We start from the raw sequence: 17,379 nt of genomic DNA, 5'->3' as shown, positions 1-17,379 counted from the left end.
GGTGACCTCTTTTCCCATTTTCTCGTTATTTCGGGCGCAAATTAGCTTCATGAGTGACTATTTTCACCCTAATTCATTACATGGAAAAATTATTCTCTTACTCAACCCTATTAATTGCACGAAAAATCATGATAATTGCTCGAAGATATGTGTTAATTGCACGGATGTTGAACATAATTGCACCGATAGTCATCATAATTGCACCAATTACCTAATATTGGAATCGAAGATCGCTCCACAAAAGGAAAAACCCTTCCTGATGGGAAGGGCTATGCATTGCTTGTGCTTTTTTCTTTTTCCTCGATTTGCTCTTTCATCCGCTGTCTGTCGCGTTCCAAAATCGGCTTTAGGTACCTGCCTGTATAGGAGTCCTCAACCTCGGCGATTTTTTCTGGTGTTCCGGTAGCAACGATTGTACCGCCGCGGTCACCGCCTTCAGGTCCGAGGTCGACGATGTAGTCGGCAGCTTTGATGACATCGAGATTATGCTCAATTACGAGTACTGTGTCGCCGTTTTCAACAAGACGCTGCAGGACTGTCAGCAGGCGGGCAATGTCATCGACATGCAAGCCAGTTGTTGGCTCGTCCAAAATATACAGCGAACGGCCGGTCGAACGGCGGTGCAGCTCGGACGCCAGCTTGACGCGCTGCGCTTCCCCTCCTGAAAGGGTCGTCGCTGGCTGGCCAAGTGTGATATAACCGAGTCCGACATCATATATCGTCTGCAGCTTGCGGGCGATTTTCGGGATATTAGCAAAGAATTCAACCGCTGCCTCAACTGTCATATCAAGGATATCGGAAATATTTTTGCCTTTATACTTAACCTCCAATGTTTCGCGGTTGTAGCGTTTGCCGTGGCACACTTCACATGGGACGTACACATCGGGCAGGAAGTGCATCTCGATTTTGATGATTCCATCACCGCGGCACGCTTCACAACGTCCGCCTTTTACATTGAAGCTGAAGCGTCCTTTCTTATAGCCGCGGACCTTTGCTTCGTTGGTTGATGCGAACACGTCGCGAATATCATCAAACACACCAGTGTAGGTTGCGGGGTTGGATCTTGGTGTACGGCCGATTGGCGACTGATCAATATCGATGACCTTATCAAGGTGGTCGACGCCTTTGATTTCCCTGAATTCCCCTGGCTTGCTTTTTGCCCGGTGAATTTTCATCGCGAGTGATTTGTGCAGGATTTCATTGATCAGTGTACTTTTACCGGAACCGGAAACACCCGTCACGGCCATGAAGGTTCCAAGCGGGAACTTCACATTTACGTTTTTAAGGTTGTTTTCCTTAGCGCCTTTGATTTCGATATAGCGGCCATCCGGTTTGCGGCGCTCGATTGGCAGCGGGATGAACCTTTTACCGGACAGGTACTGACCTGTCAGTGAGTTTGGATCATCCATTACCTCTGCTGGGGTTCCCTGGGAGATAATTTCACCACCATGGACACCTGCTCCAGGACCGATATCAATCAGGTGGTCCGCCGCGAGCATCGTATCTTCGTCATGCTCAACGACAATCAGCGTATTGCCAATGTCTCGCATGTTTTTCAGCGTATCGATCAGTCTGTCATTGTCGCGCTGATGAAGACCAATGGATGGCTCATCAAGGATATACAAGACACCAGTGAGGCGTGAGCCAATTTGGGTTGCCAGCCTGATTCGCTGGGCCTCACCTCCGGATAGCGTTCCAGCCGAGCGGCTCATCGTCAGGTAATCCAACCCAACATTGATCAAGAAGCCAAGACGTTCCGTAATCTCACGGAAAATCATATTAGCAATCTTCATTTCTTTTTCCGAAAGCTCAAGACTCTCGAAAAATTGGTGTGCTTCCTCTACCGACAATGCCGTCACTTCACCGATATGGCGGCCGTCAACAAGAACAGCTAGCGTTTCACGCTTCAGCCTGTATCCTTTACAAGTCGGGCAGGCATGCTCGCCCATATACTTTTCCATCTGCTCGCGGATATAATCAGAACCTGTTTCCTTATAGCGGCGCTCTATATTTTTAAGGACACCCTCGAAAACAATATAGTTTTCACGAACCTGTCCCCAGTCATTTTCATAGCGGAAATAAATCCGGTCTTTGTCTGAACCGTAAAGGATTTTATCCATTTCGTGATCTTGGAGGTCTTTTACCGGTACGTCCATATCGATTCCATAATGATTGCAGATCGCCTCTAGCAGCTGCGGGTAGTATTGAGAGCTCGTCGGTTCCCAAGGAGCAATGGCATGCTGTTTTAATGAAAGCTCCTTATTCGGGACGACTAAATCAACGTCAACCTCCAGCTTCGCACCGAGACCGTCACATTCAGGGCATGCGCCAAATGGGCTGTTGAATGAGAACATCCGGGGCTCAAGCTCGCCGATCGAGAAGCCGCAAATCGGGCAGGCATGGTTTTCGCTGAACATCAATTCTTCTTCACCGATTACATCAATCAGCACATTGCCCTCACCTAATTTGAGCGCGGCTTCCATCGAGTCCGCCAGACGGGCAGCGATGCCTTCCTTAACGACAATCCGGTCGATGACAACTTCAATCGAATGCTTTTTGTTTTTCTCCAGCTCAATTTCGTCTCCGAGGTCATGCATCTCACCGTCAATACGGACACGGACATAGCCTTGTTTTTTCACATCTTCAAGAACTTTTACGTGTGTCCCCTTTCTTCCGGAAACAAGCGGAGCAAGGATCTGCAGCTTTGTCCTTTCGGGATATTCGAGCACACGGTCGACCATCTGCTCGATTGTCTGCGATGAAATCTCTATATTATGCACCGGGCAGGTTGGACGGCCCACCCTGGCGAATAGCAAACGCAAATAATCATAAATCTCAGTCACCGTTCCAACCGTTGAACGGGGATTCCTGCTTGTCGTTTTCTGATCGATCGATATCGCCGGGGACAATCCCTCGATTGAATCGACATCCGGCTTGTCCATCTGGCCGAGGAACTGGCGCGCGTAAGCAGACAATGATTCTACATAACGGCGCTGCCCTTCAGCATAGATGGTGTCGAACGCCAGCGAGGACTTTCCTGAACCAGAAAGTCCTGTCAGTACAACAAGCTTATCTCTCGGAATGGTGACATCTATATTTTTCAAGTTATGAGCTCTGGCGCCCTTAACTATCAGTTTATCCATAGCCATGTTATCGTCATCCTTCCGCTTTTAACTCAAGAATGAGGTCACGCAGCTCGGCTGCCCGTTCGAAGTTTAGAGCCTTTGCCGCATCCTTCATTTCTTTTTCCATATTGAATATTACCTGCTCGCGCTCTTTCTTTGTGAGCTTCTTCATACCCTCTGACGGATTGTAGTCTTCTTGTTCCTCTGCAGCCATCGTTGCACGGATCACATCGCGAATCTCCTTCTGGATGGTCTGCGGTGTGATGCCATGTTTTTCATTATATGCTTCCTGGATCGCACGGCGGCGCGTCGTTTCACCGATTGCCAGCTCCATCGAGTTCGTCATCTTGTCTGCATACATGATGACATGCCCGCGGTCATTCCTGGCAGCACGGCCCATTGTCTGGATAAGCGACCTTTCAGAACGGAGGAAGCCTTCCTTATCGGCATCGAGAATGGCCACGAGTGAAACCTCAGGAATATCAAGTCCTTCTCTTAACAGATTGATCCCGACGAGTACATCGTATTTGCCAAGCCGCAGCTCGCGGATGATTTCAATCCGTTCCAGGGTTTTGATTTCAGAGTGCAAATACTGCACTTTTATGCCAATTTCCTTCAAATAATCGGTCAGATCCTCGGACATCTTTTTCGTCAATGTCGTGATCAGCACTCGTTCATTACGGTTGGCTCGTTCCTGGATTTCGCCGATCAGATCATCAATTTGGCCCTCAATTGGCCTTACATCGATGGTCGGATCAAGCAAACCTGTCGGACGGATGATCTGCTGTACCATTTCTGGAGTATGCTCCAATTCATATGGACCAGGTGTAGCTGATACAAAGACTGCCTGATTAATATGTTTCTCAAATTCAGGGAATGTGAGCGGACGATTATCCATTGCCGACGGCAGGCGGAAACCGTGGTCAACCAGCACCTGTTTTCGAGCCTGGTCTCCATTAAACATTCCCCTTATTTGCGGCAATGTAACATGCGACTCATCAACAACAATTAAAAAGTCGTCCGGGAAGTAATCCAGCAAAGTATATGGAGTCGCACCAGTAGGTCTTAAGGTCAGATGGCGTGAATAGTTTTCGATGCCGGAGCAGAATCCCATCTCCCTCATCATCTCAAGGTCATACCTCGTCCGCTGCTCAAGCCTCTGGGCCTCAAGAAGTTTTTCTTCGGAACGCATTACTTCCAGTCGCTCTTCCAGCTCTTTTTCGATATTTTCGATCGCAACCCTTAACTTCTCCTCACGGGTTACGAAGTGGGAAGCTGGGAAAATCGCTACATGGTCACGTTCACCGATGATTTCACCAGTCAGAGCGTCTACTTCGCGAATCCGGTCAATCTCATCACCAAAAAACTCGACCCTCATGCAATGCTCATCCCGTGATACCGGGAAAATTTCTACAACATCGCCGCGGACGCGAAAAGTCCCGCGCTTGAAGTCGATGTCATTCCGTTCATACTGGATATCGACAAGGCGGTGCAAAAGCTTGTTCCGTTCAATTTCCATGCCAGTCCTCAAAGATACGACCATGTCACGGTATTCATCCGGATTACCGAGGCCATAGATGCAGGATACACTGGCAATGATGATGACATCCTTGCGCTCGAATAACGACGATGTAGCCGAGTGGCGCAGCTTGTCAATCTCATCATTGATGCTCGCGTCCTTTTCAATGAATGTATCCGTCTGCGGCACGTAAGCCTCTGGCTGATAATAATCATAGTAACTGACGAAATACTCAACCGCGTTGTTCGGGAAAAATTCCTTGAACTCGCTGTACAGTTGGCCGGCAAGGGTTTTATTGTGGGCGATGACAAGCGTCGGCTTGTTCACTTCCTTGATCACATTGGAAATCGTGAACGTCTTCCCTGTTCCCGTTGCGCCAAGGAGCGTCTGATGCTTCTTGTTATCGCGGATTCCTTGTACCAGCTCTTTGATTGCCGCAGGCTGGTCTCCCTGCGGAGAATACTTCGAGACTAATTCAAATTGGTCCTTCACAGAAAAGCCTCCTGTAATTTAAATTTCTAGGCTCTTTTCGTAACTGAATCGCACACACTGCCACATATAACATTCATTGATTCAGAACTTTTTCAAAAAGAGCTTTCCTATATATAAGTCTTACATAGTTGTCAAAAAGTCATATCCTCATTCTACCACAAAAAAGGGAAAACAAACCAACAAAAAGCGAACAAACATTCGAATTAGTTTCTAAGTTTTATAAGGTGATGTTGTAGGTTGTCGAATCCTCGTTAATCAAACGTTTGATTGAAGTGGGTTTATTCCTTTCACAATAAGAAAAACCCGCCGGACACATTCCGACAGGCTTACTTTTTAAATTATGACTGCTTCTTATTGCGCTTCATCATCCGGTTCGCCAGATAGAAGCCCACGGTCAACGAAAAGGCATCGACGACAATCAGCAGGAAGGAATCTGTGTATCCTTTATAAACAGAAGCCGCAATCAACGCGACCGTCAATACGAGCGCAAGGATGTGGTTATAGGCAACCCTGGTGAAAAACACAACCATGAAACCAGGCAGGAACAGTGCGGACAAGTATTTCAGCACCAATTGATTAAACACCTCATTCAGAGAAATAACGAAAATTTTGAATCATCTTTTTAAAATATAACTTTTTTAGAGGCTGGTTACAAGAATCTTCCTCTTAAAAGAAGTTTGTTTTCACATTGAATGTTACTTTTACTAAATCAGCATAAAAGAAAAAGCATGCATCCGCATGCTTTTATATATTCACTTCACTTAAAACCTTAGTAGCCCAGTCACTCGCCTCGCCATAAAGCCTGAATAGCTCTTCCATCGGCATAGTGGTTGGATTGAAGGTCAGCTCCACATCTTCGTGGAAGGCGTGTTCGATGTCTTTTAAAAATTGGAGCATGACGTATTCGTCGTTCTTTTCACCTGATAAGGCATCCTTCAGCGCATTGCTAAACGGCAGGTCTTCTAGCAGCTCCTCCATCGGATGGTGCAATAAGGAATCCATCAAGGAGAACATTCCGAGCAGGAAGTATTTTGACGCCAGCACTTCTCTGCCTACCTTCCTGCCGATCAATTCGCCTAGTTTCCCGCGCTTTAGCGACAACTCGATGATTTCCCGCTCCTTGGTGCCGCCCGAACCTTTATCGGCTCCCCTGATTGCCAAAACATAAATCCACTTTTTGATTTCATTGAGCCCTAATAGAATGATGGCCTGCTTTATGGAAGAAACCTCATTCTTTGGCCTGAAAACCGGGTTATTGATCAGCCTCAGAAGTTTATAGGAAAGGGAAATATCCTTTTCGATAACGTCCTTAATCTTCTCAAGATCAGGCTCTGGACTCTCGATTTCTTTTAAAATCTGAAAATACGAATGATAGTAGGATGGAATATCATAGCTGTTCAAGATGACAGGTTTGCTAAAATAAAAACCCTGGAAATACACGAAGCCATCTTCCTTTGCCTCTATGTATTCTTCAATCGTTTCGACTTTTTCAGCAAGAAACTGTATGTTCCGATTCTTGATAAAACGGATCATTTCCTGCCTGTCACTTCGATTCGTCGTCCGGAAATCAATCTTGATAATATCTATATAATCTAAAAGTCGAACAGTCAAATCGTTCCACTGCGAAACAAAGAAATCATCAAGTGCAATCGTGTATCCATGCTCCTTCAGCTCTTTACAAATCCGCAGAATATCTTCATTCAGTTCCACTGTTTCCAGGATTTCGACAACGATGGATAAGGGATTGAAATAGGAAGGGACACCCAATTTTAATAGTTTATCAGTAAAATTAATAAAACAAGGCTTGCCATTCGATAATTCTTTGATTCCAATATTCAAGAAACTATTTACGATTACATCTGTTGTAGCCTGGTCCCCATCAGTGTGCTGATAATTATTGACCGAGCTGTTCCTGTATAGCAATTCATAAGCAACTGTCTTTTCATTTATATCAAATATAGGCTGCCTGGCAACATAAATATCCATAAAGACTCCTCCTGGGGACGTGAGACGACATTTCTGTAAATATTAAACAATATTATTGTAGGAAGAATATACTATTTTTTTACAAGTATTACAAGAGTCTAAAAGTATTTACCATATATTGTAGTCTTTTTCATAATGAATTCATTCAGTGAGGCGTTTGATTTTTTTGCGGATGGACTCTCTTGTCCGCCCGAGTATATCAGAAATCTCTGCCAGCGTTTTTCCGCAGCAGTGCCATTCAAGGACAAGTTTTTCTTCGTTCTTGGTCCATGCTTTGTAACTCGTGACTTGCCGTGGAGTTTTACGTTCTTCTGCTACCCAATAAGGTTCTGGCGGAAGTGTGTCAGGTTCGAGCTTGGAGAAGTCAATTTTATGGCGGTTTTTTTCTGCCCACAGCCAGAATTCATCGGTGTTGATAAACGTGAATTTCTTTTTGCTTCGGGTGATCCGCTGATGGTAATCTAGGTCATGGTTAAGGATCCATTGCATGACGGTATTTCGGTCAATCTTGAGGATTTTTGCCAGTTCTCCGGCGGTAAGCATTCCTGTGCAGGATTTTGTGTGGGATAGGCCCAATCTCGTAATCTTTACTTCGAGGGCCGTGATACTGCGATTCAGCCTTCTGGCAATAGTAGATAATGATTGGCTGCCAAGCTGGTCTTTGATCATCTGTAAATCTTCAGGTGCGTATTTCATTTTAGAGCTCAACCATCCTTTAATCTAAAATTACTAGTTATTGAGTTTCGCTTGGCTTATTAAAACACATTTAAAGGTCAATAAGAATACCTAAACCGGTATAATCGGAACCTTTCCTAACATTTAATAATAGAGGGATTTTTACCCATTCATAACCAGTTAGAACTTTCGATACATCCCATATGAATTAGGGAACGTATAGTCAAAACCAAATTGTTCATACAACTTGTTTGCGGGGGCATCCGCTATCAGACTGACGTACGAACCCTCATAGGTGTGTTTATCAAGGTATTTCACGAGCTCCCTCACCACCAGTTTCCCAAGTCCCTTCCCCTGATAGGCAGGCTTAACGGCGATATCGACAACTTGAAAAAATGAGCCACCATCACCAATGATCCGGCCCATCGCCACCAACGTCGACTCATCATAAACTGTGACAGCAAACAATGAATTCTTCAGTCCGATTCGTGCCGCCTCCTGCGATTTCCCGCTCATCCCCGCTTCAAGACGAAGATTGATATAGTCTGAAGGGCTCGGTGGATCATATGAAACATTGAAATCGGTCATTCTGTTCAACTCCCTTTTGTAAAATACCTAACAATTCTTCCAACTCCTCGATGGTTAAATCACCTTCCGCACTGTGCCAATAGTCATCCCTCTTCCAAATCCCAATCATTCCGGCTCTTTTGGATGCTGCCACATCATTTTCAGGATGGTCGCCTACAAATATACTGCCAGCTGCTGATACTTTAAGAGCCTCCATCCCCTTCTGGAAGATCCGGGAATCTGGCTTTCTCAATCCCACTGCTTCCGAGATCAGGATGGAATCAAAGTAACCCTCGATTTCCAAAGCTTTTATATTGGCCATCTGGAAGTGGGTTTTGCCATTCGAAATGAGGCCCATCTTCATACCCATTTGCTTTAGTTGCCCAAGAACTTCATGCAGGTTTTGGAATCCTGCACATGAATGCTTGAAATTCATTATGTAATCTTCCAGCAGTTCTTCCCATGTCAGGTCCACTACGTTAAATTCCTGTAAAAGCTCGCTGTAAACTTTGTCCTTCCACACGTATCCGCGGGCATCCAATTCAATGAATCTATTTTTATAACGTTGCTCGTCTATCCCAGTCAATTCACGCTTAAAGCGTTCGTATTGGTCATCAATAAATTTCACAAGAGAAGTCTCGCGATCAAGCAAGGTTCCGTCAAAATCAAAAAAGACTGCTTCTATATGTTTCAACCAAATTCCCCCTCTTTAAAAAGATTGGATCACTACGAATAATCGTCGATTCCTGCACAATGGATGGTTTCTGGATTAGAGCCTATTTTTTAGTTAGCGTTTTTGACTTCCTGAGCGAAGTTCGGGCAAAGCAGAGCTCCTGCTTTTACCGTTTTTCTCTTCCTGGGCCATTTTCGGGTAATGCAAAGCTCCTGCTTTTACCGTTTTTCTCTTCCTGGGCCATTTTCGGGCAATGCAGAGCTCCTGCTTTTACCGTTTTTCTCTTACAGGACGATTTTCGGGTAATGCAGGGCTCCTGTATAAAAAAGAACAGACCATTTCGGCCTGTTCTCATTTTACCTTATTTCAGGAAAGCGTTATAGTAGCGTGTCATTGCAACTGCAAAGTCGCCGCGTGTATTTTTTACAGAAGGGTTGAAGCTTGCTGTGACCTTAGGTTTAAGATCATAAGGCCCCTGTGTGACAGCGAATTTTGCATTGAGGATATTCAGGTCGAGAGCCACCTGGACATAGCCTTTCAAATGGTTAGGAACTTCTGTTGCGTCCGAGATTGCAATTCTTTCGTCATTATACAGGACAGTCAGCTGACCGTCGAATTCCTCTGATTCCTTTTGGAGACCTAATGATTGAACAAGTGAGTATGCCAGCTCCGCGCGGGTTACGCCATCCTTTGGTGCAAATTTGTCGTTTGCTCTCGGCAAGATGACACCCTTCTGGATGTGTTGCTGGTCGCGGAAGGAAGCTCCTTTTGCTGTTGCTGCTTCCACGAATGGAAGGTCTGATTTTGAAACATCGGAGAAACTCGGTGTCGCCGGCAATGTTTGCTTAATTTCAGCACCCATCACCAAGTATTTTGCCAGTTCTGCTCTTGTTAAAAGCGCATCAGGTTTGAAGGCTCCATTCGAAAAGCCGTCGAATAATCTCTCACTCACGCCCATTTTAATCGCATCGGCTGCCGGGTGTCCGGCAATATCGTTCAATCCGGAGAAACCGCTGACCTTTGTGAAGGCCATTTCTCCTTTTACCGTTTCAGGCAAAGCCAGGCCAAGTGGGTTCGCATCAGCGCCGCGAAGTCCGCGGATTTCAGCCTTCCATGCTCCTGATGCCGGAGAAGTCACCGATACTGTGCGATCATAGTAGAGCGGGAACAGCAGGCTGACACCCGAGCTGTATTCTGTGCCATCCGGAGCGATCAGCACAAGGTTGATCGGATTGCCCGTTTGTTCCATGAGACCCGCCCCATCTACTTTTGCCATAAGGCTGGACATTCCTTCTTGTACTGTGAATTCATATTGGTTGTCAGAGATAAGTGTCAGCGGGTTGTAATCAACCGAAAATTCCTTGCGTTCTGTTGAAGATTCGACATTGCTATAGAAGGTCTGCGTGGAATTCAACGTCGAACCATAAGCGGTATCGTTGAACGCTTTGTCAATTGCACCATAAGCATTCACATAGCCTGCGCCAACTTCCCATGTTTCATAGCCTGGCATATTCGTAGCTGTCTGCTCAAGGATTTGCTTGACTTCAGCAGGCGATAGTAATGGATTCGCTTCAAGCATTAGTGCAACAATACCCGCAACATGCGGAGTCGCCATCGATGTACCGCTCATAGTTGTGTAATAAGGCAAGTACGCTGTTTCGATTGTTTCGGCATCCTGGTCGATCGCCAGGCTTGCGACTGGACTAATGACACGAGTTGAAACGATATCCACACCAGGTGCCGTTACGGTCGGTTCATCCTTCCATGTCCATTCCTTGCCGTCCATTGTAAAAGTGCCGCCTACACCTTTCGTACCTCTTGATGAGAAATCAGCAAGCGTTCCATCTTTGACTCCTGCCGCGACTGAAATGACCCATGGAGCTTTTGCGTATGGATTATGCGTGTTTTCCCCGGGACCTTCATTACCTGCTGCAAAAAGAACCGTAATCCCACGGTCGTGCGCTTTTTTGCTGGCAATATTGATAGGGTCGTTTGGATCGAAGTCTCCTGATGAACCCCATGAATTCGTGATGACGCGGATATTGTACTGTGACTGATGAGTGATTGCGTAGTCGAAGCCGCCAATACCATCAAGCACGAACAATGCCGCTCCAGAACCGTAGCCGATCAAGTCCGCACCTGGTGCAGCACCTTCATATTTTCCGCCAGACATTGCGCCAGTTCCACCGACCGTGCCGGCTACGTGTGTACCATGGCCAGAGTTTGTATCAGTGTTCGGTACGTTTTCCTGGTATGTGACCGGCAGCAAGCCTGGTGCAAGTGCATTCAGGTTTGTGGAGCCCATGACATTCTGGACAAGATTTTTGCCCAATTCATGGTCTTTATGTGTTCCGTCAACTCCACTGTCGTTCACGACAACACCGATTCCTTTTCCGGAAACAGGCAGGCCGCCGTTCGCTTTGCGGAAGCTGTCGTCCGTCCTGGCTTTATCGACGCCTGTGATTGCAGTGGCATCCGCGTTGAAGTAAGTAAGTTTTCTGTTCATGTAAATCGATTGTACTTCCGGATTTGCCGCAAGCTTTTCGATTTGTGCTTTTGTAGCGATGACTCCGGCAATCGGCAATGCTTTCATACTAATCCCCGTTTCAATGCCGAGCGTTTTTAACAGCGAAAGCTGGGTGTTCGTAGGTGCACCATCGCCTTTAAAAGTAACAATAACCTCGAGTGAGCTTGCAGTGTCAAGTGCCTTGCTGACCAGCGGATCAATGACCGCCAGGCTGCTCGCCTTCCCCTGGGGTGCAGCAAATACCGGGAAAATGAGCAACAAGGCTAACAGCAGATACATAAAACGTTTCATGATATTCTCCTCTCATTCTATAAAATTTTGAATATTCCTAACTTAATTATCATGAAATCCCAGCTGTAAAACTATTCTTCAAAGGTTATAAAATCAAATTCCGGAATGTCTATTCTGGCATCGTACAAAAGTTATAGAGGGGTAGTGCTGATGTTTTTTCGTTTTTTCCAAAATTAGGATGAAGGTGCATATATCAGGTTTTATCGTGCAATTATCGGCAAAGTTGGTGCAATAAATGTCCTTAACCGAGCGATTCCGTTTTAGTAACGTGCAATAAGCTCCGCTGAGCAAGAGAATAATTTTTCCAGTTTGAAAATGCAGGGGTGAAAAAGGTAATTTTCTAGATTTGGAGTCCCTATTCCAGTCAGAAAAATATTTTCCGGCCGATTTCGCGCTTAATTCGTGAGTTTTCTCCTCAGCACTGCAAAAAATTCTTCGGCGGAGTAAAAATCTCCCTTGCACAAGCAAGGGAGATCAACTAATCGTCATTTTTTCTTTTTAAAAGCAGCATCGACCGCATTATAAGCATTCACGTAGCCAGCGCCAACTTCCCAGACAGCGTAATCCGGCATGGATGTGGCTGTTTTTTCGAGAATTGACTTTACTTCAGAAGGCGACAGCAGTGGATTAGCTTCGAGCATCAAGGCGATGATGCCGGCGACATGCGGAGCAGCCATCGATGTTCCGCTCATCGTCGTGTAATATGGCAGGTGTGCCGGCTCAATGTATTCAGCATCAGCAGTCGCACCAAGCGCCACGAGCGGGCTGATGACCCTAGTTGAAATGATATCTACTCCAGGTGAAGTCACTGTCGGCTGATCCACCCACTTCCATGTCTGGCCATCGACAGTTACGGTTCCTCCCCGTCCCTCTTCACCGCGAGAAGAGAAATCAGCTAGCTTTCCGGACTTATCTCCAGCTGCAACGGTAACGACCCACGGAGCTTTTTTATAATTCCCGGAAATCGTTTTATCGTCCGGACCTGAATTGCCTGCAGAGAAAACAGTCACGATTCCTCGGTCATACAGTTTTTTCGTTGCGATATTTATAGGGTTGTATGGATCAAAGTCAGTCCCTGCGTCACCAGTGTCTCCCCAGGAATTCGTGATTACGCGGATATTGTATTGCTGCTGATGGGTCAGCGCATAATCAAAACCGCCAATTGTATCAAGCATCGCGACTGCCGCGCCTGATCCATAGCCAATCAGGTTTGCCCCAGGAGCGACTCCTTCATATTTCCCGCCTGACATTTCGCCAGTTCCGCCAACAATCCCTGCAACATGAGTACCATGTCCGGAGCTTGAATCGGTGTTCGGAACATTTTCAACATAAGTTACTGGCAGCAAGGTAGCATCAATCGCATTAAGGTTAGTCGATCCCAGCACATTTTGGACAAGATGGCTGCCAAATTCAAGGTCACGATGCGTCCCGTCAACACCGCTGTCATTGATGACGACGCCAATCCCCTTTCCAGTAACCGGCAATCCGCCATTCAGCCTTCTCATCGTGTCATCTGTTCGAACCTGGTCAACCCCGGTGATATCTGTAGCTTCAGCATTTTCATATTTCAGCTTCTTGTTTAGATAGATTGAAACTACCTGGTCACTTTGAGCAAGCTTATCAATCTGTGACTTTGTAGCGAGAATTCCTGCGATCGGCAGGCTGTTCAGTGTCAAACCTTTCGTGATACCGAGTGTCTTCAGAAGATTCACCTGCTCAGGCAGAACACCCTCTTCACTTTTAAAAGTAACGATTGCTTCGACAGGGGTGATGGCTGTTAATAGAGCTTCCGTCAGCTCAGAGTCAACCACAGCTTTGACAGGCTCAACTGCCTTTGTCGTTGTTCCAGGAACAATCGAAGCAAATACCGTCGCGGCCATAAGAATAAATGATAAAAATGCAGCTTTAAACTTCATTCAATTTTTCAGCTCCTTAGCTATTTTTCTTAATATTCCCACAATATTTACATGAAAACCATTCTGCATTGTATTTAAAAAATAATATCCTCTGTACTAATCTTTGGTACTACTAAAGTAGTATCCAAGATTAACCGGATAATGGATGTTATGATTTTCCTCTTAGCATTCTATTTTGATTGCGATTAATCGGAGTGGCTTTTCCATTAAATTTCTCGCGTGTATTTTACATAAAATGTAAAAAGTAGTGATTATGGTTGATTTCGTAGTGATTATGGGAAATTTCGTAGTGATTATCTTGTTTTTCGGGGTGATTATCTCGTTTTTCGTAGTGATTCTGATCATTTTCGTAGTGATTAATTTTTCCAGATTGATTCCTGATCAGACATGTCGACTTTCGAGCAGGTTTTTCTCCTCAAATCTGCTAGTAGATGGTCAAAAAATGAGGAATTCATCTCAAAGTACAAATTAATGAATCAATTTTGCTTAGACTGGCGCAGATCATCGCAAAATACGGGAGTGTCACAAAATTCTGCAGAGCACGAGATCGTGTCAAAAATCTTTGCTTCCTACATAACATAAAAGAGTCCCTTTCTCAGGGACTCTCAAAAAAAACAATTTATGCCCCGCTCGATGTCGGCGGGATTGGGACGAGCTGGTGCTGGACGGCGTGGATGACGACCTGGGAGCGGCTTTTGACGTTCAGCTTTTTGAAGATTTTGCTGACGTGGATTTTGACGGTTTTGTCGCTGATGAACAGGCGGTCGGCGATTTCTTTGTTGCTCAGGCCTTCGACGAGGCAGAGCAGCACTTCTTTTTCCCGCTCGGTGAGGGTTGTGTCCTCCTGCTTAGTTTCTTTTTGCTGATGGAAGGCGAGCAGCTTCCTCGTCATCGACGGATGGATGACCGATTCACCCCTGGCGACGGTGCGTATTGCCTCGACGACCTGGTCGGAAGGCGCGTCCTTCAATAAGTAGCCGTCCGCTCCTTCACGGATGGCCGACATGAAATATTCCTCATGGCTGTGCATCGTCAGGACAAGAATTTTGATGTGCGGGTATTTCTTCTTCAAAATGCCCGTGACTTCTACGCCATTTTTCATTGGCATGTTGATATCCATTAAAATCATATCCGGCTTGCAACTTTCCACCTTCAACAGTGCGTCGTCTCCGGAAACGGCCTCACCGACGACCTTTATATCTTCTTCAACTGAAATAATATTCCGCAGTCCGTCGCGGAGCACGGCATGGTCATCCACTAGCATGAGCCTGATCATTCGTGGTTTCCCCCTCGATTCCCATTCTAGGAACGGTGATGCTGACTTCCGTTCCTGAGCCTTCCTTGCTGTCGATCTGCAGGGAGGCATTGATTTTTTCAGCAGCATCGTTCATTTGCAAAATGCCGAAATGCGGCTGGTTCCTCGCCTTCAGCATCGCCTGGAACAGCGAGAACCCTTTTCCTTCATCCTTGATTTTTAAAAGTATATGCTCCGTTTGATAGCTTAAGAGAACTTCTACCTTCGTAGCCTGAGAATGCTTGATGGCGTTGTGAAGGCTTTCCTGGAATGTGTCGAACAGAACTTTTTCGACCATCGGACTAAGCTCCTGCTCCTGCCCCCTGATCTCGAATTCGATATCCTGCGGGTATTCCTTCTGGACAGCTTCGATTTTTCTTAAAATGGCTTCAGCCAGCGTTGCCTTTTGAGTCGGATAAGGGCGCAATGCATAGATCGATTCGCGTACTTCCTTCAGGCTCTCCCTCAGGCCAATGACACTCTCGTCCACTAGCTTCCTTGTTTCTTCAGGATTTTTTACGAACTTCTTCCCCGCCGTTTCCAGCTTCATGACTGCCCCGGCAAGTGTCTGAGCAACACCGTCATGGATGTCGCGGGCAATCCGGTTTCGTTCCTCAAGGACAATCACCTTTTCTTTTTCGGTAAAAAGCATCCGCGTCTTGATGATGACGGCCAGCTGGTTGGCGAGCGTCGCAATCGATTGGACATCGTGGTCCTCGAAGCTTTTTGTCCGGCTGCGGGCAACAATGAACATCCCGATCGTTTCGTTCTCGATGACAAGCGGCGAGTAGACAAACGCCTTCACGTCTTCCTCAAAACAGGCAGCCGCAACACCACCATCCTTTTTGCGATCATTAAAAACCACTGGGCTGCGCATTCCATCAAATTCAGATAACACCTCTAGCGGCAACTCGCAATTCGATACTGTCCTGCCATCTTTAAAGCTAAGCTCCCATTCGCCATCTTTTTTGATCCATAATAAACTTGCCTCTGCACCAATCAATTCATTGAAGCTCCCTCGTAAAGCTGAAAGCCAGTCCTGTGAAGGCAGCATCTGGTTCAACTCGGAAGTGATCGAAAAAAGAAGCTTCAAACGGTTCTTCTCTCTTTTCAGCCTGGCAATCGTCGCGCTCAAAAGAGAAATGCCGACAAGCGGAGAGAAAAAGAAGAAGTATGCAAAGACATCGATTTCACCGCGATTTTGGCTGCCGACTACATACAGGGTGATACCGTAAATCAAGGAAATACCCGCGCTATTTAGTTCGGTGAGACTCTTTTGCTTCCACATTTTAAAAGAATAATGCTGAGGCCTGATTACGAGCACTAGGTCGACAATCACGTTGTTGACCAGAACATAGACTGCCAGCAGGAAAATGTAACCTAACATTCCCTCTATAATCGGCGTCAGTGCCAGCTTTTCCAAGAGAGGTTCTGTTAGAGGCAGCAGCATGGCGGCAGCGTAAAAACTGATCACTAGTTGGGCGGGATTGAACAGTACCGTCCGGAGCGGCCTTCTATGGATGAGGTTCACAATCAGGACAGCGCCCGCATATGCGATTGCAGTGTATGGGAATCCATACAGCAAAAATAAAACGTAGACCACCGGGAATGTGATAGCTGTATGCCCTCTCCAAACCGGCATCGGATAGTACTCGCTAATAAGCAGGAATAAAAATAAAAGTGCTAAAACAACCGGTTCGCCTGGCGGTTCCAATTTTACAAGAGAGAGAAGGATGAGCAGCCAGCCAATCAATGATACTGAGTTCATGAACAACTTTGCCGACTTTTCTCTCCTCTGTGAAAGTGCCTTTTCCAAACAGCGGACCTCCTTCAAGTTTAGAATTTTCAGTTAATTAATTTTATCGTGGGAGTGCTCAAAACACAAATAAAACCCACTCACTGGCCGAATGGGGATACCACTAGCCAATGAATGGGCCAAACTCACGAAGAGTTTTGTTGAACACTATTATTGCAAAATATTTGCGTGCAGACTATTCATCAAACGGGGTATTTTTATAGTACGAAAGTGTTATAGCGAGTTGCCCCTATATCCCCCGATTGTTCCTGACCATTTCCTTTTGCTTAAAAAAGTCGCTTAAAGCCTTATTGATCATTGCCACGCTCAAGGCGGTAAGCGTAAAGAACAGGATTGGCACGTAGACAATCCATTCATGTGCCAGCATAAACCGTTTGTTCACCCCTATTAAGCCAGACCATTCATGGGTCACCGAAGTTGGTGGATCGCCGTCCCCGATGATGGTCCCGCCAAACAGGATGATCATGACGCCAAGATGAACAAGAAGTGTCAGCACCT

At 46.0% G+C, this 17,379-nt stretch carries 11 protein-coding genes and 1 pseudogene; all 12 read right to left on the bottom strand.

The window, feature by feature from the left end:
• Positions 1-269: 269 nt before the first annotated feature.
• On the bottom strand, positions 270-3,149 hold the full coding sequence (gene uvrA, locus TY49_RS13315) for an excinuclease ABC subunit UvrA (protein ID WP_041966404.1): 2,880 nt from the start codon (positions 3,147-3,149) through the stop codon (positions 270-272).
• A gap of 7 nt (positions 3,150-3,156) precedes the next feature.
• On the bottom strand, positions 3,157-5,136 hold the full coding sequence (gene uvrB / locus TY49_RS13310) for an excinuclease ABC subunit UvrB (protein ID WP_041966403.1): 1,980 nt from the start codon (positions 5,134-5,136) through the stop codon (positions 3,157-3,159).
• Between the two features lie 338 nt (positions 5,137-5,474).
• Positions 5,475-5,708 carry a CsbA family protein gene (locus tag TY49_RS13305; RefSeq protein WP_041966402.1) on the bottom strand — a complete coding sequence of 78 codons (234 nt, stop codon included), beginning with the start codon at positions 5,706-5,708 and terminating at the stop codon, positions 5,475-5,477.
• Positions 5,709-5,880: 172 nt separating this feature from the next.
• Positions 5,881-7,122, bottom strand: a complete 1,242-nt coding sequence (locus tag TY49_RS13300; RefSeq protein ID WP_041966401.1) for an EAL and HDOD domain-containing protein — start codon at positions 7,120-7,122, stop codon at positions 5,881-5,883.
• 141 nt (positions 7,123-7,263) lie between these two features.
• Positions 7,264-7,818, bottom strand: coding sequence for a helix-turn-helix domain-containing protein (locus tag TY49_RS13295; protein ID WP_041966400.1), 555 nt, complete (start codon positions 7,816-7,818; stop codon positions 7,264-7,266).
• Positions 7,819-7,977: 159 nt separating this feature from the next.
• The gene (locus TY49_RS13290) at positions 7,978-8,385 is read right to left on the bottom strand and encodes a GNAT family N-acetyltransferase (RefSeq protein WP_041966399.1); all 408 of its coding nucleotides are present in this window, start codon (positions 8,383-8,385) and stop codon (positions 7,978-7,980) included.
• Positions 8,360-9,058 carry an HAD family hydrolase gene (locus TY49_RS13285; RefSeq protein WP_232310453.1) on the bottom strand — a complete coding sequence of 233 codons (699 nt, stop codon included), beginning with the start codon at positions 9,056-9,058 and terminating at the stop codon, positions 8,360-8,362. Before TY49_RS13285 ends, TY49_RS13290 begins: the two co-directional genes overlap by 26 nt.
• A 340-nt stretch (positions 9,059-9,398) precedes the next feature.
• A complete protein-coding gene (locus TY49_RS13280; protein ID WP_084135472.1) occupies positions 9,399-11,855 on the bottom strand; it encodes a S8 family serine peptidase in 2,457 nt (818 codons plus the stop codon).
• Positions 11,856-12,340: 485 nt separating this feature from the next.
• Positions 12,341-13,771, bottom strand: a complete 1,431-nt coding sequence (locus TY49_RS13275; RefSeq protein WP_052442187.1) for a S8 family serine peptidase — start codon at positions 13,769-13,771, stop codon at positions 12,341-12,343.
• 619 nt (positions 13,772-14,390) lie between these two features.
• Complete coding sequence (locus TY49_RS13270; protein WP_041966398.1) at positions 14,391-15,047, bottom strand: response regulator; 657 nt, start codon at positions 15,045-15,047, stop codon at positions 14,391-14,393.
• The gene (locus TY49_RS13265; RefSeq protein ID WP_084135471.1) at positions 15,022-16,881 is read right to left on the bottom strand and encodes a GAF domain-containing sensor histidine kinase; all 1,860 of its coding nucleotides are present in this window, start codon (positions 16,879-16,881) and stop codon (positions 15,022-15,024) included. Before TY49_RS13265 ends, TY49_RS13270 begins: the two co-directional genes overlap by 26 nt.
• 229 nt (positions 16,882-17,110) lie before the next feature.
• Positions 17,111-17,379 (bottom strand): annotated as a pseudogene (locus TY49_RS25025) (peptide ABC transporter permease); the annotation flags it as partial.

It is taken from the genome of Mesobacillus selenatarsenatis SF-1 (genome assembly GCF_000813125.1).
Taxonomy (GTDB): domain Bacteria; phylum Bacillota; class Bacilli; order Bacillales; family Cytobacillaceae; genus Mesobacillus; species Mesobacillus selenatarsenatis.
Note: the sequence above shows the minus strand (reverse complement) of the source record. Positions and strands in the feature narration are given on the sequence as shown.